Below are 18114 nucleotides of genomic sequence, written 5' to 3' on the forward strand. Positions count from 1 at the left end.
CCGGGCGGTCAGGCTTGATCCCTCCGCGGGGCGGCCGGCCCCCAACCCCGCCCGTGATCTAGCTGTAAAGACGACGACATAGGGGACATAGTGCTCGACGTCAACTTCTTCGACGAGCTGCGCATCGGTCTCGCCACCGCCGACGACATCCGTCAGTGGTCGCACGGCGAGGTCAAGAAGCCCGAGACGATCAACTACCGCACCCTCAAGCCGGAAAAGGACGGGCTCTTCTGCGAGAAGATCTTCGGTCCGCAGCGGGACTGGGAGTGCTACTGCGGTAAGTACAAGCGGGTCCGGTTCAAGGGCATCATCTGCGAGCGCTGCGGCGTCGAGGTGACCCGCTCCAAGGTCCGCCGGGAGCGCATGGGGCACATCGAGCTGGCCGCTCCGGTGACCCACATCTGGTACTTCAAGGGCGTGCCGAGCCGGCTGGGCTACCTGCTGGACCTCGCCCCGAAGGACCTCGAAAAGATCATCTACTTCGCCTCGTACGTCGTGACGAGCGTGGACGCCGAGTCGCGTCACCGTGACCTCTCGACCATCGAGAACGAGATCCTCGCCGAGAAGCGGCAGTCGGAGAACAGCCGCGACTCGGAGATCGAGAAGCGGGCCGCCAAGCTGGAGGCCGACCTGGCCGAGCTGGAGGCCGAGGGCGCGAAGGCGGACGTCCGGCGCAAGGTCAAGGAGGGCGGAGAGCGCGAGATGCGCCAGATCCGCGACCGGGCCCAGCGCGAGATCGACCGCCTCGACGAGGTGCTCGACACCTTCCGCAAGCTGGAGCCGAAGCAGCTCGTCACCGACGAGCTGCTCTACCGGGAGCTGCGCGACCGGTTCGGCGAGTACTTCACCGGCGGCATGGGTGCCGAGGCGATCAAGGCGCTGGTGCAGAACATGGACCTCGACGCCGAGGCCGAGAGCCTGCGCGAGACCATCCGCTCCGGCAAGGGCCAGCGGAAGATCCGGGCGCTCAAGCGGCTCAAGGTCGTCGCGGCGTTCCTGAACACCCGCAACTCGCCGCTCGGCATGGTTCTGGACTGCGTCCCGGTCATCCCGCCGGACCTGCGCCCGATGGTGCAGCTCGACGGTGGCCGCTTCGCGACGTCCGACCTGAACGACCTGTACCGCCGCGTGATCAACCGGAACAACCGCCTCAAGCGGCTGATCGACCTCGGCGCGCCCGAGATCATCGTCAACAACGAGAAGCGGATGCTCCAGGAGGCCGTCGACGCGCTGTTCGACAACGGCCGTCGCGGCCGGCCGGTCACCGGCCCGGGTAACCGTCCGCTCAAGTCGCTGTCCGACATGCTCAAGGGCAAGCAGGGCCGGTTCCGGCAGAACCTGCTCGGCAAGCGCGTCGACTACTCCGGCCGTTCGGTCATCGTGGTCGGCCCGAAGCTGAAGCTGCACCAGTGCGGCCTGCCCAAGCAGATGGCGCTGGAGCTGTTCAAGCCCTTCGTGATGAAGCGGCTGGTCGACCTCAACCACGCGCAGAACATCAAGTCCGCCAAGCGGATGGTCGAGCGGCAGCGCCCGGTCGTGTGGGACGTGCTGGAAGAGGTCATCGGCGAGCACCCGGTGCTGCTCAACCGCGCGCCGACCCTGCACCGCCTCGGCATCCAGGCCTTCGAGCCGCAGCTGGTCGAGGGCAAGGCCATCCAGATCCACCCGCTGGTCTGCACCGCGTTCAACGCCGACTTCGACGGCGACCAGATGGCGGTGCACGTGCCGCTGTCCGCCGAGGCGCAGGCCGAGGCGCGGATCCTGATGCTGTCCTCGAACAACATCCTCAAGCCGGCCGACGGCAAGCCGGTCACCATGCCCACGCAGGACATGGTCATCGGCCTCTACCACCTCACCCACCTCACCACCGGTGAGCGGGGCGAGGGCCGGGCGTTCAGCTCGGACGCCGAGGCTCGGATGGCGTTCGACGCCGGCGAGCTGCACCTGCAGGCCCCGGTGCGGATCCGGCTGCGCGGTCTGGTCGGGGTCGACAACGGCGCCGGCGCGCAGCCGTGGGTCGCGCCGGAGGGCTGGGTCGAGGGTGAGCCGCTCACCGTCGAGACCACCCTGGGCCGGGTGCTGTTCAACGAGACGCTGCCGCAGGGCTACCGCTTCGTGAACTACGAGATCCGCAAGGGTCAGCTCTCCGCGATCGTCAACGACCTCGCCGAGCGCTTCCCGAAGGTCGCCCTCGCCGCGACCCTCGACGGGCTCAAGGAGGCCGGTTTCCACTGGGCCACCTGGTCCGGCGTGACGATCGGCATGGAGGACGTCATCGCTCCGCCGCGCAAGCGGGAGATCCTGGAGCGGTACGAGAAGGAAGCCGACCGGATCGACAAGCAGTACCAGCGTGGTCTGATGACCGCCGAGGAGCGTCGCGGCGAGCTCATCGAGATCTGGACCAAGGCGACCAACGAGGTCGCCAAGGAGATGGACACCGCGCTGCCGCAGGAGAACCCGCTGTGGAAGATGATCAACTCGGGTGCCCGCGGTAACCTGCTCCAGCTCCGCCAGATCGCCGCGATCCGTGGTCTGGTGGCCAACCCCAAGGGCGAGATCATCCCGCGACCCATCAAGGCGTCGTACCGGGAGGGTCTCTCCGTGCTGGAATACTTCATCTCCACGCACGGTGCCCGTAAGGGTCTCGCCGACACCGCGCTGCGGACCGCCGACTCGGGTTACCTGACCCGTCGTCTGGTGGACGTCTCGCAGGACGTCATCATCCGCGAGGAGGACTGCGGCACCGACCGGGCCATCCCGATGCAGATCGGCGAGCGGCGCGACGGCAAGCTGTACGTCCACGAGCACGCCGAGACCAGCGTCCACGCCCGGACCCTGGCCGACGACATCAAGGGCCCGGACGGCACGGTCGTCGCCCACCGGGGCCAGGACATCAACTCCATCCTGGTCGACGCGATCGTCGCCGCCGGGACGGAGACGGTGCGGGTGCGCAGCGTGCTCACCTGCGAGTCGAAGCTGGGCGTCTGCGGTGCGTGCTACGGCCGTTCGCTGCCGACCGGCAAGACCGTGGACGTCGGCGAGGCGGTCGGCATCATCGCCGCCCAGTCGATCGGTGAGCCCGGTACGCAGCTGACGATGCGTACGTTCCACACCGGTGGTGTCGCGGGTGAGGACATCACCCAGGGTCTGCCCCGGGTTCAGGAGATCTTCGAGGCCCGCGTCCCGAAGGGCAAGGCGCCCATCGCCGACACCCCGGGCCGGATCCGGATCGAGGACGGCGAGCGGTCGCGGAAGATCATCGTGGTGCCGGACGACGGCTCCGACGAGATCGTCTACGACAAGATCTCCAAGCGGGTCCGGCTGCGGGCCCACGACGGCGACCACGTCGAGGTCGGCGAGAAGCTCACCGAGGGCACCATCGACCCGCACGAGCTGCTGCGCATCCTCGGCCCGCGCGCGGTCCAGGTCCACCTGACCCAGGAGGTCCAGGAGGTCTACCGCTCGCAGGGTGTGCTCATCCACGACAAGCACATCGAGATCATCATCCGCCAGATGCTCAAGCGGGTGACGGTCATCGACTCCGGCTCGACCGAGTTCCTGCCGGGCGTGCTGGTCGACCGGGCGCTGTTCGAGTCGGAGAACCGCCGGCTCGTCGGCGAGGGCGGCGAGCCCGCCGCCGGTCGCCCCGTGCTGATGGGTATCACCAAGGCCTCGCTGGCCACGGACTCCTGGCTGTCGGCGGCCTCCTTCCAGGAGACCACCCGGGTGCTGACGGACGCGGCGATCCACGCCCGCAGCGACTCGCTGATCGGCCTCAAGGAGAACGTGATCATCGGTAAGCTCATCCCGGCCGGTACGGGCATCAGCAAGTACCGCAACGTCCGGGTCGAGCCGACCGAGGAGGCCAAGGCCAAGGTCTACTCGATGACCGGATACCCGGAGACCGACTACGGCTTCGGGCCGGCCAGCGGGCAGGCCGTGCCGCTGGACGACTTCGACTTCGGGTCGTACCGCTAAAGATCACGCACTGACGACGAGGCCCCCGGCGCACCGCCGGGGGCCTCGTCGCGTCGGGCCGTGCGCCCCGCCATGTCGGCGACCTGGTGGGGTCGCCGGCCCGGGATACCGCTATCTCTCCGTGGTCGGCTGGGATCGTCGCGGGGGACGGGCATGATGGAGGACATGACGATCGCACCCGGGCAGGTGCCCGTCGCCCCGCACGGGGCACGCCATCCGCTCGACCCCGACCCGGTGCGCTCCAGCAAGGCCCGGGCGGTCTTCGCGCTCGGCCTGATGGGCGCGCTGACCGGGCTGTTCGTCGGCGGGGTGGTGCCGGCCACGCTCGCTCTCGTGCTGGCCCGGCAGGCCCGCCGTGAGGCGTACGCCTCGGGGGGTTTCCTCACCGGCGCGGCCTGGCTGCGGCGCGGGGAGCGCCTGGCCTGGGCCGGGCTGGTCCTGGTCGCGGCGGCCGTGGTGGCGGCCCTGGTGATCGGCCTGGTGCGGCTGGCCGGAGCGCCGTTCGGGCACGACTACGCCCCGAACGTGGACTGACCGTCCCGCGCGGGGGAGACGTCGACGCGCGCCCACGGGGTTGGCCGGGCGACGGTAGCCTGGCCGGTGTCCGTCGCGCGGCGGTGGACGACGACCGGCGACAGGAGGCCCTCGTGACGGAACCGGCGCGGCCCTCGGGCGAGTCGGCGGAGGGATCCGCCGCGCTCCCGGATCCGGCGGGGTCACCGGCAGCGCCGGAGGAGAGCCCGTGGGCCCGGCCCGCCGCCGGCACCGATCCGCAAGCACCGGGCACCCCCGCCGCCGACGCCCCGTCGTCGGTCTCCCCGCCGATCGGGAGCAGCGGCCCCTCTGCCGGCGCATTCCCGCAGCCCGACCCGTTTCCTGGGCCGGGTCCCGGGCCGGCGGCCGGCTCCCCGCCGCAGTTCGGCCCGGGCCCGGGGGCCGGCGACGTCGCGCAGCCGAGTTCCGGGCCACAGCCGGCCCCCGCCGTGCCGCCGGCTTCGCCCGTGCCGTCGGGCCCCGCCGCCCAGTCGTCTCCCTCGGCGCAGCCGGCTCCGCCCGCGCATCCGGGTCTCTCGGCACCACCGGCTTCTCCTGCCCAGCCGGGCCCCCCGGCATCGCCGGCTTCTCCCGTGCAGTCTGCTCCCTTCGTGCAGCCTGGCCACGCACCACAGTCGGCGGCCGGGCCGCATCCGGCTCCCGCTTCCTGGCCGGGGCACCCCGGCACGACCACCCATCCGGGTGGCTACCCGGGTCAGGCGCCGGGCGGTGCCTGGGGCGGACCGGGCGGCGGCTGGGGTGGGCCGGGCGCTGGCTGGGGGGCGGTGCCCCCGCCGCCGAAGGACGCGGCCCGACCGCCCAAGCGGGTCGACCCGGTGCCGGGCACCCCGTTCGGCGTGGTGCATCTCGACGTGCCCCCGGTGACGTCCGGGCTCGCGATCGGATCCCTGGTGGCGGGCATCGCCTCCGCTCTGGTGTCCCTCCTGGTGATCTGCCTCGGGGCGACCGCCGGCAGCCAGGGTGCCTGGGCCGCCGGTGTGTTCGCGGTCCTCGGGCTGCTGGCCGGCACGGCGGCGGTGGTGGCCGGTGCGCTCGGCCGGCGGCAGATCCGGCGTCCGGCGCCCCCGCCGGCGGTGCGCTTCACGGGCCGGGGGCTGGCGGTGGCCGGGATCAGCTGCGGCGTGGTGGGCGTGGTGCTCAGCCTGCTGGGTCTCGGCCTGGGGCTGCTGCTCGCCCTGAGCTGAGTCTCCGCCCGTGCTGGGCCCGCCCCGTGCTGGGCCCGCCCCGTGCTGGGCCCGCCCCGTCCTCCGGCTGGTCCGGCTTGATCGACACCATGTCGGCGACATGGCGGGGTCGCGGGTGCCTGGATGCCGCCATGTCGCCGACATTGCGGCTCAGGGGCAGGGCGGGGCGGCGGCGTTACCCAGGGCCGACGGGCCGGGTGCCGCGGTAGCCGTTACACTTGTTTCTGTAGGTGCCCATCGCAAGTGGGCAGGCGCGACGGTTCGGCCGGCAGGGCGGTGACGCTGATCTCCGGGACCTCTCCGTTTTGACCTGTGCGGCTGTGATAGGTACTCTTTCCCCTTGTGCCCGGGCTCGCCCGGGCAACTCGTGCGTGCGTCGGAACCGGGTTCCCGGTGATCGCGCGGCGGCACGACAGAGAGCCAAAAGACCCGGCGCGCGGTGACCGTGTGCCGGTGACAGGAATCCGGTGCGCGCGCGAGCGACTGCACCGGGGACCGTGAGCCGGGCGACACGCCCGACCGCGGGTGCCGGGACCTCCGCAAGGCGGGCCTGGCCGGAATGTAGGAGAGCCTTTCCACGAGGGATGGCTACGAGCAGACGGCGCGGTCGCCGGAAGGCGGCCGAAGGGAGCGGAGAAACCCGGTGCCCACGATCCAGCAGCTGGTCCGAAAGGGCCGCCAGGCGAAGACGAGTAAGACCAAGACCCCGGCGCTGAAGGGTTCCCCTCAGCGGCGCGGCGTGTGCACCCGCGTGTACACCACCACCCCGAAGAAGCCGAACTCGGCGCTGCGCAAGGTCGCTCGTGTCAAGCTCAGCAGCCAGATCGAGGTGACCGCCTACATCCCGGGCGTGGGTCACAACCTGCAGGAGCACTCCATCGTGCTCGTCCGCGGCGGCCGGGTGAAGGACCTCCCCGGCGTGCGTTACAAGATCGTCCGCGGGTCGCTGGACACCCAGGGTGTCCGTAACCGCAAGCAGGCGCGCAGCCGTTACGGCGCGAAGAAGGAGAAGAGCTGAGATGCCGCGTAAGGGACCCGCTCCGCGGAAGCCGCTGGTCGCTGACCCGGTGTACAACTCGCCGTTGGTCACCCAGCTGGTGAACAAGATCCTCCTGCGCGGCAAGCGCCAGCTCGCCGAGCGCATCGTGTACGCGGCCCTGGAGGGCTGCCGCGAGAAGTCCGGCACCGACCCGGTCGTCACCCTGAAGCGGGCGATGGACAACGTCAAGCCGACCCTCGAGGTGCGCAGCCGCCGTGTCGGTGGCGCCACCTACCAGGTCCCGGTCGAGGTCCGGCCGGCCCGGGCGACCACCCTGGGCCTGCGCTGGCTGGTCACCTACTCCCGCGCCCGGCGCGAGAAGACCATGGTCGAGCGGCTGATGAACGAGCTGCTGGACGCGAGCAACGGCCTCGGTGCCGCCGTCAAGCGGCGCGAGGACACGCACAAGATGGCCGAGTCGAACAAGGCCTTCGCGCACTACCGCTGGTAACACATCTGGTTCCGGCGCCCGCGTGGCGCCGGAACCACCACCAGTTGTGTCGAGACGACGATAAGTAGGGATTGAAGTGGCCGCCGCAGACGCGCTCGCCAACGTACGCAACATCGGCATCATGGCGCACATCGATGCCGGTAAGACCACTACCACCGAGCGGATCCTCTTCTACACCGGTATCACGTACAAGATCGGTGAGGTCCACGAGGGCGCTGCCGTCATGGACTGGATGGAGCAGGAGCAGGAGCGTGGTATCACCATCACCTCCGCTGCCACCAAGTGTGAGTGGAAGGGCCACACGATCCAGATCATCGACACGCCCGGTCACGTCGACTTCACGGTCGAGGTCGAGCGGTCGCTGCGGGTGCTGGACGGTGCGGTCGCGGTCTACGACGGCGTGGCCGGCGTGGAGCCGCAGACGGAGAACGTCTGGCGTCAGGCCGACAAGTACAACGTCCCGCGGATGTGCTTCGTCAACAAGCTCGACCGGACCGGCGCGGACTTCTTCCGCTGCGTCCAGATGATGATCGACCGGCTGAACGCGACCCCGCTGGTGCTCCAGATCCCGATCGGGCTCGAGGGCGACCACATCGGTGTCGTCGACCTGATCGGCATGCGCGCCCTCACCTGGCGCGGGGAGACCCAGAAGGGTGAGGACTACGCGATCGAGGAGATCCCGGCCGACCTCGCCGACGACGCTGCCCAGTGGCGCGAGAAGCTGATGGAGACCCTGGCCGACGTCGACGACGCGGTGATGGAGAAGTACCTGGAGGGCGAGGAGATCTCCGTCGAGGAGATCAAGGCCGCCATCCGGCGGGCCACGATCGCCAGCAAGGCCAACCCGGTGCTGTGCGGCTCGGCGTTCAAGAACAAGGGCGTGCAGCCCATGCTCGACGCCGTGGTCGACTTCCTGCCGTCGCCGCTGGACATCCCGGCCATCGAGGGCACCGCGACCGACGGCGAGACGCCGCTGCAGCGGAAGCCGTCGAAGAAGGAGCCGTTCTCCGGTCTCGCCTTCAAGATCCAGACCGACAAGCACCTCGGCAAGCTCACCTACGTCCGGGTCTACTCCGGCGTGGTCGAGTCCGGGTCCCAGGTGGTCAACTCCACCAAGGACCGCAAGGAGCGGATCGGCAAGATCTACCAGATGCACGCCAACAAGCGGGAAGAGCGCGGCTCGGCCCAGGCTGGCGACATCATCGCGGTGCAGGGTCTCAAGCAGACCACCACCGGTGACACGCTGTGCGACCCGGCGAACCCGGTCATCCTGGAGTCGATGACCTTCCCGGAGCCGGTCATCGAGGTCGCCATCGAGCCGAAGACCAAGGCCGACCAGGAGAAGCTCAGCACCGCCATCCAGCGGCTGGCCGAGGAGGACCCGACCTTCCGCGTCAAGCTGGACGACGAGACCGGCCAGACGGTCATCTCCGGCATGGGCGAGCTGCACCTGGACATCCTGGTCGACCGGATGCGCCGCGAGTTCAACGTCGAGGCGAACATCGGCAAGCCGCAGGTGGCGTACCGCGAGACCATCCGCCGCAAGGTGGAGAAGGTCGAGTTCACCCACAAGAAGCAGACCGGTGGTTCCGGCCAGTACGCCCGGGTCATCATCAGCCTGGAGCCGCTGCCGCTGGACAACGACTCGCCGACCTACGAGTTCGCGAACGCCGTCACCGGTGGCCGCATCCCCCGGGAGTTCATCCCGTCGGTGGACGCGGGCGCCCAGGACGCCATGCAGTACGGCATTCTCGCCGGCTTCCCGCTGGTGGGTGTCAAGCTGACGCTGGTGGACGGCCAGTACCACGAGGTCGACTCGTCCGAGATGGCGTTCAAGATCGCTGGCTCGATGGCGCTGAAGGAGGCGGCCCGCAAGGCCGACCCGGCGCTGCTGGAGCCGGTGATGTCCGTCGAGGTCACCACTCCTGAGGAGAACATGGGTGACGTCATCGGCGACCTCAACTCCCGCCGTGGCATCATCCAGGCGATGGAGGAGCGCAGCGGCACCCGCATCGTGAGGGCGCTGGTGCCGCTGTCGGAGATGTTCGGCTACGTCGGCGACCTGCGGTCGAAGACCCAGGGCCGGGCTAGCTACAGCATGCAGTTCGACTCCTACGCCGAGATTCCGGCCTCGGTGGCCAAGGAGATCATCGCCAAGGCGACTGGTGAGTGACGCTCGCCTGAGCTGATCCGATGAATCGGGGCTGGTCGCGGGAGGGATTCCCGCCCGCGGCCACCTCGGTCGGGTTGTGTGAGACCGGGCCTGTAGGCTTCATCGCCGCAGAACCCACAAAAGCTCTCCGGCCGTCAGGCCGGAAAGGCTGTCGACAGAGTCCTAAGCGCCTACCTGGCGTGCCGGGGCGAGAAGAACCAAGAAGTCCACAGGAGGACACCAGTGGCGAAGGCGAAGTTCGAGCGGACTAAGCCGCACGTCAACATCGGCACCATTGGTCACATCGACCACGGTAAGACGACGCTGACGGCGGCCATCACCAAGGTCCTGCACGACCAGTTCCCGGACCTGAACCCGTACACCCCGTTCGACGAGATCGACAAGGCGCCGGAGGAGAAGGCCCGCGGCATCACGATCTCCATCGCGCACGTCGAGTACCAGACCGAGGCGCGGCACTACGCGCACGTCGACTGCCCCGGGCACGCCGACTACATCAAGAACATGATCACCGGTGCCGCGCAGATGGACGGCGCGATCCTGGTGGTGGCGGCGACCGACGGCCCGATGCCGCAGACCCGCGAGCACGTGCTGCTGGCCCGTCAGGTCGGTGTGCCGTACATCGTCGTGGCGCTCAACAAGAGCGACATGGTCGACGACGCCGAGCTCCTGGAGCTCGTCGAGCTCGAGGTCCGCGAGCTGCTCTCCTCGCAGGAGTACCCGGGCGACGACCTGCCGGTCGTGCAGGTCTCCGCGCTGAAGGCGCTCGAGGGCGACCCGGTGTGGACCGAGAAGCTGCTCGAGCTGATGAACGCGGTCGACACCGCGATCCCGCAGCCGGAGCGCGAGACCGAGAAGCCGTTCCTCATGCCCGTCGAGGACGTCTTCACGATCACCGGTCGTGGCACCGTCGTCACCGGTCGTGTCGAGCGTGGCGTGCTGCTCCCGAACGAGGACGTCGAGGTCGTCGGCATCCGCGAGAAGGGCTTCAAGACCAAGGTCACCGCGATCGAGATGTTCCGGAAGACCCTGGACGACGCGCGCGCGGGTGAGAACGTCGGCCTCCTGCTGCGTGGCACCAAGCGCGAGGACGTCGAGCGCGGCATGGTCGTCATCAAGCCGGGCACCACGACCCCGCACACGGAGTTCGAGGCGACGGTCTACATCCTCTCCAAGGAGGAGGGCGGCCGGCACACCCCGTTCTTCCAGAACTACCGCCCGCAGTTCTACTTCCGCACCACGGACGTCACCGGCGTCGTCACGCTGCCCGAGGGCACCGAGATGGTCATGCCGGGCGACAACACCACGATGAGCGTCAAGCTCATCCAGCCCATCGCGATGGAGGAAAACCTCAAGTTCGCGATCCGGGAGGGTGGCCGTACGGTCGGCGCGGGTCGGGTCACCAAGATCGTCAAGTGAACTGGGTAACCCCGATTAGCGTCGCCGCCGGTCGTGCGGCATACTAGTCAGGTTGCGTAACGGCAGTTCCTCGCCCGTGTCCGGCATCCGCTGGACCTCCGGGTCGTTGAACAGTCGCGCGTAGGGTGGTTGGCCTGCCACTGTGCGGCCAACCACCCTCGCACGGCGTCCGGGTCGCGGTGAACGCGATCGGCGCCATTGACCCACCGCATGGCCAGCAGAGCTCCGGGGTCCCGGGGCGGAGCCTGGTCCTAGGGCGCGACACGCCCGACCGCGGGGGTCGGCGGAAGTGGGCCTGCACCAGCCGGTGCAGGCGCCCGCAACACAGCGGCATCGAGAGAAGGAACAGAAGCCACCATGGCGGGACAGAAGATCCGCATCCGGCTCAAGGCCTATGACCACGAGGTCGTCGACTCCTCGGCTCGGAAGATCGTCGAGACGGTGACGCGTACCGGGGCGCAGGTCGCTGGCCCGGTGCCGCTGCCCACGGAGATCAACCGTTTCTGCGTTATCCGCTCGCCGCACAAGTACAAGGACTCGCGCGAGCACTTCGAGATGCGTACGCACAAGCGGCTGATCGACATCATCGACCCGACCCCGAAGACGGTCGACTCGCTCATGCGCCTCGACCTGCCGGCTGGCGTCGACATCGAGATCAAGCTGTAGGGACCGGACAAATGGACAGGCAAGTCAAGGGGATCCTGGGCGCCAAGCTCGGCATGACCCAGGTCTGGGACAACAACAAGGTTGTGCCCGTGACCGTGGTGCAGGCCGGCCCGTGCGTCGTCAGCCAGGTTCGTAGCGCCGAGAAGGACGGTTACTCCGCGGTCCAGCTCGCGTACGGCACCATCGACCCGCGCAAGGTCAAGAAGCCGGTCAGCGGGCACTACGCGAAGGCGGACGTGGCGCCGCGCCGGCACATCGTCGAGCTGCGCACCAAGGACGCCGCGGACTACTCGCTGGGCCAGGAGGTCACGGTCGAGCAGTTCCCGGTGGGCGTCACCATCGACGTCACCGGCAAGACCAAGGGCAAGGGCTACGCCGGCCCGATGAAGCGGCACGGCTTCCACGGTCTGCGCGCCAGCCACGGTGTCGAGCGCAAGCACCGCTCGCCGGGCTCGATCGGCGCCTGCGCCACCCCGGGTCGCGTCTTCAAGGGCACCCGGATGGCGGGTCGGATGGGTGGCGTGCGCTACACCGTCCAGAACCTGACCGTCCAGGCGGTCGACACCGAGAACAACCTCCTGCTCGTCCGCGGCGCCATCCCCGGCCCGAAGGGCGCGCTGGTCCTGGTCCGCACCGCGGCCAAGGTCAAGGCGAAGAAGGGCGGTGCGGCCAAGTGACCACCGTTGACGTGCTCAACGTCGAAGGCACGAAGAGCGGCACCGTCGAGCTGCCGTCCGACGTCTTCGACGTCCAGGCCAACATCGCGCTGATGCACCAGGTCGTGGTGGCCCAGCTCGCGGCCGCCCGGCAGGGCACGCACAAGACCAAGACCCGCGGCGAGGTCGCCGGTGGCGGCAAGAAGCCGTACAAGCAGAAGGGCACCGGTCGGGCCCGCCAGGGTTCGATCCGCGCGCCGCAGTTCGCCGGCGGTGGCGTGGTCCACGGCCCGGTGCCGCGCGACTACAGCCAGCGGACCCCGAAGAAGATGAAGGCCGCCGCCCTGCGTGGCGCCCTCTCCGACCGGGCCCGCGCCGGCCAGGTGCACGTCGTCGAGGCGTTCGTCTCGGGCGAGAAGCCGTCGACCAAGGCCGCCCTGGCCACGCTGGCCAAGCTGACCGAGGCGCGCCGCGTCCTGGTCGTGCTGAGCAGCACCGACGAGCTGAACTGGGTGTCGCTGCGCAACGAGCCGCGGGTGCACCTGATCGAGGCCGGCCAGCTCAACACGTACGACGTGCTGGTGGCCGACGACGTGGTCTTCACCAAGGACGCCCTGGACGAGTTCCTGGGTGTCCCGGCCGAGACCACCGAGGAGGGTGACAAGTGAGCACGATCGCCGATCCGCGTGACGTCATCATCGCGCCGGTCGTCTCGGAGAAGAGCTACAGCGAGCTGAACCGGAACTGGTACACCTTCCTGGTGCACCCGGACGCCAACAAGACCGAGATCAAGATCGCTATCCAGCAGATCTTCAACGTCCGCGTCCTGACGGTCAACACGCTCAACCGCGAGGGCAAGCGCAAGCGCACCAAGACCGGCTTCGGTCAGCGCAAGGCCACCAAGCGGGCGATCGTGAAGCTGGCTGACGGTGACCGTATCGAGGCCTTCGGCGGCCCGGTCAGCTGAGGGGTGTAGACAATGGCTATCCGTAAGTACAAGCCGACGACGCCGGGCCGGCGTGGCTCGAGCGTCGCCGACTTCGCCGAGATCACCCGGTCGACGCCCGAGAAGTCGCTGCTGGTTCCGCTGCCGAAGAAGGGCGGGCGTAACGCCCACGGCCGGATCACCGCGCGGCACCACGGTGGCGGCCACAAGCGCCAGTACCGTCTGATCGACTTCAAGCGGGTCGACAAGGACGGCGTCCCGGCGAAGGTCGCGCACATCGAGTACGACCCGAACCGCACCGCGCGCATCGCGCTGCTGCACTACGCCGACGGCGAGAAGCGGTACATCATCGCGCCGAAGGACCTGAAGCAGGGCGACGCGGTCGAGTCCGGTCCGGGCGCCGACATCAAGCCCGGCAACAACCTGCCGCTGCGCAACATCCCGGTCGGTACGACGATCCACAACGTGGAGCTTCGTCCGGGTGGCGGTGCCAAGCTGGCCCGCTCGGCCGGCGTCGGCATCCAGCTGCTCGGCCGGGAGGGCGCGTACGCGACCCTGCGTATGCCGTCCGGCGAGATCCGGCGGGTCGACGTGCGCTGCCGCGCCAGCGTCGGCGAGATCGGCAACGCCGACCAGTCGAACATCAACTGGGGCAAGGCCGGCCGGATGCGGTGGAAGGGCAAGCGCCCGACCGTCCGTGGTGTCGCCATGAACCCGGTCGACCACCCGCACGGTGGTGGTGAGGGCAAGACCTCCGGTGGTCGCCACCCGGTCAACCCGCAGGGTAAGCCCGAGGGCCGCACCCGTCGTAAGGGCCAGCCGAGCGACCGGCTGATCGTCCGCCGCCGCTACGCCACGCGTAAGCGCGGCTGAGGGAGATAAGACATGCCTCGCAGCCTGAAGAAGGGCCCGTTCGTCGACGACCACCTGCTCAAGAAGGTGGAGACGCAGAACGACAAGGGCTCGAAGAACGTCATCAAGACCTGGTCGCGGCGCTCGACGATCATCCCCGAGATGCTCGGCCACACGATCGCCGTGCACGACGGACGCAAGCACGTCCCGGTGTTCGTCACCGAGGCGATGGTCGGGCACAAGCTCGGCGAGTTCGCGCTGACCCGCACCTTCAAGGGTCACGAGAAGGACGACCGGAAGAGCCGCCGGCGCTGAGCCGCGGGCATACGGATAGAGGAACAAGGGGTTACAGCGATGCCAGGAAAGGGCGACGCTCCGGTGCTTCCGGGCGCGCGGGCGGTTGCGCGGCACGTGCGCATCTCGCCGATGAAGGCGCGCCGGGTGGTCAACCTCGTCCGCGGCCTGCCCGCGAAGGAGGCGCTCACGGTGCTGCAGTTCGCGCCGCAGGCTGCGAGCGAGCAGGTGTACAAGGTGCTCGCTAGCGCGATCGCCAACGCGGAGAACAACGAGCGGCTGGACCCCGACGCGCTGCTCGTCAGCGAGGCGTTCGTCGACGAGGGCCCGACGATGAAGCGGTTCCGGCCGCGGGCGCAGGGCCGGGCGTACCGGATCCGCAAGCGCACCTGCCACATCACCGTGGCGGTCGAGGCGGTCGCGCCGGCCGCGCCGAAGAAGTCCGCGGCGAAGAAGGCCGCCCCGGCGCAGCAGCCTGCGGCCGCTGAGACGGAGAGCAAGACGGAGGGCGCCGAGTAATGGGTCAGAAGGTTCACCCCACTGGGTTCCGGCTCGGCATCTCGACCGACTGGAAGTCCCGCTGGTTCGCGGACAAGCTCTACAAGGACTACATCGGCGAGGACGTCAAGATCCGCCGGATGATGTCCAAGGGGCTCGAGCGGGCCGGCATCTCCAAGGTCGACATCGAGCGCACCCGGGACCGGGTCCGCGTCGACATCCACACCGCCCGGCCGGGCATCGTCATCGGCCGTAAGGGTGCGGAGGCCGACCGGATCCGCGGCGAGCTGGAGAAGCTCACCGGCAAGCAGGTGCAGCTGAACATCATCGAGGTGAAGAACCCCGAGTCGGACGCGCAGCTGGTCGCCCAGGGCGTCGCCGAGCAGCTCTCCAGCCGGGTCAGCTTCCGTCGGGCGATGCGCAAGGCGATGCAGTCGGCGATGAAGAACCCGGTCTGCAAGGGCATCCGGGTGCAGGTCTCGGGTCGCCTCGGCGGCGCCGAGATGAGCCGGACCGAGTTCTACCGCGAGGGCCGGGTTCCGCTGCACACGCTGCGGGCCAACATCGAGTACGGCTTCTTCGAGGCCCGTACCACCTTCGGCCGGATCGGCGTGAAGGTCTGGATCTACAAGGGTGACGCGGTGCCGGGTCGGGAGGCTCCGGCCGAGGCTCCGTCGCGCCCGCGCCGTGAGCGCGGCGACCGCCCCGAGCGGCCGCGCCGTGGTCGGTCCGGTTCGTCCGGCACGACCGCCGGTGGCACCGAGGCCGGCCGGGCTGCCGCGACCACGATCGCGCAGCAGGCCGAGACGCCGAGTGGCGAGCCGGTGGACGCGTCCGCCGTCGCCGCCGCGGCAGAAACGCAGCAGGAGGGCTGACAGATGCTGATGCCGCGCAAGCCCCCGAAGGGCTTCCGCAAGCCGCACCACCCGGACCGCCACGGCGCGTCCAAGGGTGGCAACCGCGTGGTGTTCGGCGAGTTCGGGATCCAGGCTCTCGAGCCGGCGTACGTGACGAACCGGCAGATCGAGTCGGCGCGTATCGCGATGACCCGTCACATCAAGCGTGGCGGTAAGGTCTGGATCTCGATCTTCCCGGACCAGGCCCTGACCAAGAAGCCGGCCGAGACCCGGATGGGTTCCGGCAAGGGCTCGCCCGAGTGGTGGGTCGCCAACGTCAAGCCGGGGCGGATCCTGTTCGAGATGTCCTTCCCCAACGAGCAGATCGCGCGAGAGGCGATGCGTCGCGCGATCCACAAGCTCCCGATGAAGTGCCGCATTGTTACGCGCGAAGTGGGTGAATCCTGATGGCAGCGGGCGTTAAGGCCTCCGAGCTGCGTGAGCTCTCCGAGGAGGAGCTGGTCACGAAGCTGCGCGAGGCCAAGGCGGAGCTGTTCAACCTCCGCGTGCAGGCCGCAACCGGTCAGCTGGACAACAACCGGCGGCTGCAGGTCATCCGTCGGGAGATCGCCCGGATCTACACGATCATGCGTGAGCGCGAGCTGGGTCTCTCTGCCGCGCCGACTGAGGTGACTGCGTCATGAGTGAGAACACCGCCACCACCGCCGCCGCGCGGGCCCGCCGCAAGGTGCGCGAGGGCCTCGTGGTCAGCGACAAGATGGAAAAGACCGTCGTCGTCGAGGTCGAGGACCGGGTCAAGCACGCGCTGTACGGCAAGATCATGCGTCGTACCAGCAAGCTGAAGGTGCACGACGAGCAGAACGCCGCCGGCATCGGCGACCGGGTCCTGATCATGGAGACCCGGCCGCTGTCCGCCACCAAGCGGTGGCGGCTCGTGGAGATCCTGGAAAAGGCCAAGTAGCGAAGGCTCGAGCTCGCCCGGCGTCAGTCGGGCGCAGGTTCCGCCAGGCTCCGGCCGCGGCAGGCGGCCGGAGAACCGGCAGACATAGGAGATAGACGTGATTCAGCAGGAGTCGCGACTGCGCGTCGCCGACAACACGGGTGCCCGGGAGATCCTGTGCATCCGGGTTCTCGGTGGCTCCGGTCGGCGCTACGCGAGCATCGGCGACGTCATCGTGGCCACGGTCAAGGACGCGATCCCGGGTGCCGGTGTGAAGAAGGGCGACGTCGTCAAGGCCGTCGTCGTCCGCACCGCCAAGGAGAAGCGGCGGCCGGACGGCTCGTACATCCGCTTCGACGAGAACGCCGCCGTCATCATCAAGGACGGTGGGGACCCGCGCGGTACCCGTATCTTCGGCCCGGTGGGTCGGGAGCTGCGGGACAAGCGGTTCATGAAGATCATTTCCCTCGCGCCGGAGGTGTTGTGACCGTGAAGGTCAAGAAGGGCGACACGGTCGTCGTCATCGCCGGCAAGGACAAGGGTGCCAAGGGCAAGGTCATCGCGGCCTACCCGCGGCAGGACAAGGTCCTGGTCGAGGGCGTGAACCGGGTCAAGAAGCACACCCGCATCAGCACCACCCAGCGTGGCGCCAAGACCGGCGGCATCGTCACCCAGGAGGCGCCGATCCACGTCTCCAACGTGATGGTCGTGGACTCCGACGGTAACCCGACCCGCGTCGGGTACCGGATCGACGACAACGGCCAGAAGGTCCGCATCGCGCGTAGCACCGGTAAGGACCTGTGATGACCACGGCTACCGAAACCAAGACCATGCCGCGCCTCAAGGAGCGGTACCGCAACGAGATCGTGGCCAAGCTGCAGGAGCAGCACAACTTCGGCAACCCCATGCAGGTGCCGCGGTTGGTCAAGATCGTCGTGAACATGGGTGTCGGCGAGGCCGCCCGGGACGCCAAGCTGATCGACGGCGCCGTGCGGGACCTGGCCACCATCACCGGCCAGAAGCCGCAGGTGCGGCGGGCGACCAAGTCCATCGCGCAGTTCAAGCTCCGCGAGGGCATGCCGATCGGCGCGAAGGTCACCCTCCGCGGCGACCGGATGTGGGAGTTCCTGGACCGCCTGCTCTCCATCGCGCTGCCGCGTATCCGCGACTTCCGCGGGCTGGACGGGCGCAAGCTCGACGGGCACGGCAACTACACGTTCGGCCTGACCGAGCAGTCGGTGTTCCACGAGATCGACCAGGACAAGATCGATCGCCAGCGGGGCATGGACATCACGGTGGTCACGACCGCCACGACCGACGACGAGGGCCGGGCGCTGCTCAAGCTCCTGGGCTTCCCGTTCAAGGAGAACTGAGATGGCCAAGAAGGCGCTGATCCTCAAGGCGGCCGCGAAGCCGAAGTTCTCGGTTCGCGCGTACACCCGCTGCCAGCGGTGCGGGCGTCCGAAGGCGGTCTACCGCAAGTTCGGTCTCTGCCGGGTCTGCATCCGGGAGATGGCCCACCGCGGTGAGCTGCCGGGCGTGTCCAAGGCTTCCTGGTAAGGGCGACCGCGCCCCGGCTGCCGGCCGGGGCCCCCTTGCACCGATCATG

General features: G+C 69.0%; 22 protein-coding genes. All 22 read left to right on the forward strand.

Translation table 11 applies throughout. The features are described from left to right. The first annotated feature begins 90 nt into the window (after positions 1 to 90). The 22 genes from TK50_RS18800 to TK50_RS18905 all read left to right on the forward strand — a co-directional run bounded on the left by TK50_RS18800 (position 91) and on the right by TK50_RS18905 (position 18065). The gene (locus TK50_RS18800; RefSeq protein WP_043965489.1) at positions 91 to 3978 is read left to right on the forward strand and encodes a DNA-directed RNA polymerase subunit beta'; all 3888 of its coding nucleotides are present in this window, start codon (positions 91 to 93) and stop codon (positions 3976 to 3978) included. A gap of 165 nt (positions 3979 to 4143) precedes the next feature. Then, the gene (locus TK50_RS18805; RefSeq protein ID WP_043965490.1) at positions 4144 to 4512 is read left to right on the forward strand and encodes a hypothetical protein; all 369 of its coding nucleotides are present in this window, start codon (positions 4144 to 4146) and stop codon (positions 4510 to 4512) included. 836 nt (positions 4513 to 5348) lie between these two features. Then, positions 5349 to 5717 carry a DUF4190 domain-containing protein gene (locus TK50_RS18810; RefSeq protein ID WP_043966510.1) on the forward strand — a complete coding sequence of 123 codons (369 nt, stop codon included), beginning with the start codon at positions 5349 to 5351 and terminating at the stop codon, positions 5715 to 5717. A gap of 643 nt (positions 5718 to 6360) precedes the next feature. After that, positions 6361 to 6735 (forward strand): 30S ribosomal protein S12, encoded by a 375-nt coding sequence (gene rpsL / locus TK50_RS18815; protein WP_014440718.1) that lies wholly within the window; start codon positions 6361 to 6363, stop codon positions 6733 to 6735. Between the two features lies 1 nt (position 6736). Then, entirely contained in the window at positions 6737 to 7207 is a 471-nt protein-coding gene (gene rpsG, locus TK50_RS18820) for a 30S ribosomal protein S7 (protein WP_013735957.1), read from the forward strand. Positions 7208 to 7283: 76 nt separating this feature from the next. Beyond that, positions 7284 to 9380, forward strand: coding sequence for an elongation factor G (gene fusA, locus TK50_RS18825; protein WP_043965497.1), 2097 nt, complete (start codon positions 7284 to 7286; stop codon positions 9378 to 9380). 222 nt (positions 9381 to 9602) lie between these two features. Then, the gene (gene tuf, locus TK50_RS18830) at positions 9603 to 10796 is read left to right on the forward strand and encodes an elongation factor Tu (protein WP_043965499.1); all 1194 of its coding nucleotides are present in this window, start codon (positions 9603 to 9605) and stop codon (positions 10794 to 10796) included. 357 nt (positions 10797 to 11153) lie between these two features. Further along, a complete protein-coding gene (gene rpsJ / locus TK50_RS18835) occupies positions 11154 to 11462 on the forward strand; it encodes a 30S ribosomal protein S10 (protein ID WP_007073037.1) in 309 nt (102 codons plus the stop codon). Between the two features lie 11 nt (positions 11463 to 11473). Next, the gene (gene rplC, locus TK50_RS18840) at positions 11474 to 12139 is read left to right on the forward strand and encodes a 50S ribosomal protein L3 (protein WP_043965509.1); all 666 of its coding nucleotides are present in this window, start codon (positions 11474 to 11476) and stop codon (positions 12137 to 12139) included. Beyond that, a complete protein-coding gene (gene rplD, locus TK50_RS18845) occupies positions 12136 to 12786 on the forward strand; it encodes a 50S ribosomal protein L4 (protein ID WP_043965511.1) in 651 nt (216 codons plus the stop codon). The genes rplC and rplD overlap by 4 nt, the downstream gene beginning before the upstream one ends. Continuing rightward, positions 12783 to 13085 (forward strand): 50S ribosomal protein L23, encoded by a 303-nt coding sequence (rplW, locus tag TK50_RS18850; protein ID WP_007073034.1) that lies wholly within the window; start codon positions 12783 to 12785, stop codon positions 13083 to 13085. Before rplD ends, rplW begins: the two co-directional genes overlap by 4 nt. A gap of 12 nt (positions 13086 to 13097) precedes the next feature. Next, complete coding sequence (rplB, locus tag TK50_RS18855) at positions 13098 to 13937, forward strand: 50S ribosomal protein L2 (RefSeq protein ID WP_043965513.1); 840 nt, start codon at positions 13098 to 13100, stop codon at positions 13935 to 13937. Between the two features lie 12 nt (positions 13938 to 13949). After that, positions 13950 to 14231 carry a 30S ribosomal protein S19 gene (rpsS, locus tag TK50_RS18860; protein ID WP_007073032.1) on the forward strand — a complete coding sequence of 94 codons (282 nt, stop codon included), beginning with the start codon at positions 13950 to 13952 and terminating at the stop codon, positions 14229 to 14231. A gap of 39 nt (positions 14232 to 14270) precedes the next feature. Beyond that, complete coding sequence (gene rplV, locus TK50_RS18865) at positions 14271 to 14729, forward strand: 50S ribosomal protein L22 (protein WP_043965515.1); 459 nt, start codon at positions 14271 to 14273, stop codon at positions 14727 to 14729. Further along, positions 14729 to 15583 carry a 30S ribosomal protein S3 gene (rpsC, locus tag TK50_RS18870; RefSeq protein WP_043965517.1) on the forward strand — a complete coding sequence of 285 codons (855 nt, stop codon included), beginning with the start codon at positions 14729 to 14731 and terminating at the stop codon, positions 15581 to 15583. The genes rplV and rpsC overlap by 1 nt, the downstream gene beginning before the upstream one ends. Positions 15584 to 15586: 3 nt before the next feature. After that, positions 15587 to 16012 (forward strand): 50S ribosomal protein L16, encoded by a 426-nt coding sequence (gene rplP / locus TK50_RS18875; protein ID WP_043965519.1) that lies wholly within the window; start codon positions 15587 to 15589, stop codon positions 16010 to 16012. Next, entirely contained in the window at positions 16012 to 16248 is a 237-nt protein-coding gene (rpmC, locus tag TK50_RS18880) for a 50S ribosomal protein L29 (RefSeq protein WP_007073028.1), read from the forward strand. The genes rplP and rpmC overlap by 1 nt, the downstream gene beginning before the upstream one ends. Then, a complete protein-coding gene (gene rpsQ / locus TK50_RS18885; RefSeq protein ID WP_043965522.1) occupies positions 16245 to 16526 on the forward strand; it encodes a 30S ribosomal protein S17 in 282 nt (93 codons plus the stop codon). Before rpmC ends, rpsQ begins: the two co-directional genes overlap by 4 nt. A 97-nt stretch (positions 16527 to 16623) precedes the next feature. Then, positions 16624 to 16992, forward strand: coding sequence for a 50S ribosomal protein L14 (gene rplN / locus TK50_RS18890; protein ID WP_007073026.1), 369 nt, complete (start codon positions 16624 to 16626; stop codon positions 16990 to 16992). Further along, positions 16989 to 17309, forward strand: a complete 321-nt coding sequence (rplX, locus tag TK50_RS18895) for a 50S ribosomal protein L24 (protein ID WP_007073025.1) — start codon at positions 16989 to 16991, stop codon at positions 17307 to 17309. The genes rplN and rplX overlap by 4 nt, the downstream gene beginning before the upstream one ends. Beyond that, complete coding sequence (rplE, locus tag TK50_RS18900; RefSeq protein WP_043965524.1) at positions 17309 to 17878, forward strand: 50S ribosomal protein L5; 570 nt, start codon at positions 17309 to 17311, stop codon at positions 17876 to 17878. Before rplX ends, rplE begins: the two co-directional genes overlap by 1 nt. Position 17879: 1 nt before the next feature. Next, on the forward strand, positions 17880 to 18065 hold the full coding sequence (locus tag TK50_RS18905; RefSeq protein ID WP_007073023.1) for a type Z 30S ribosomal protein S14: 186 nt from the start codon (positions 17880 to 17882) through the stop codon (positions 18063 to 18065). The last annotated feature ends 49 nt before the right edge of the window (positions 18066 to 18114 follow it).

The sequence above is a fragment of the Micromonospora haikouensis genome (genome assembly GCF_000876225.1).
Taxonomy (GTDB): domain Bacteria; phylum Actinomycetota; class Actinomycetes; order Mycobacteriales; family Micromonosporaceae; genus Micromonospora; species Micromonospora haikouensis.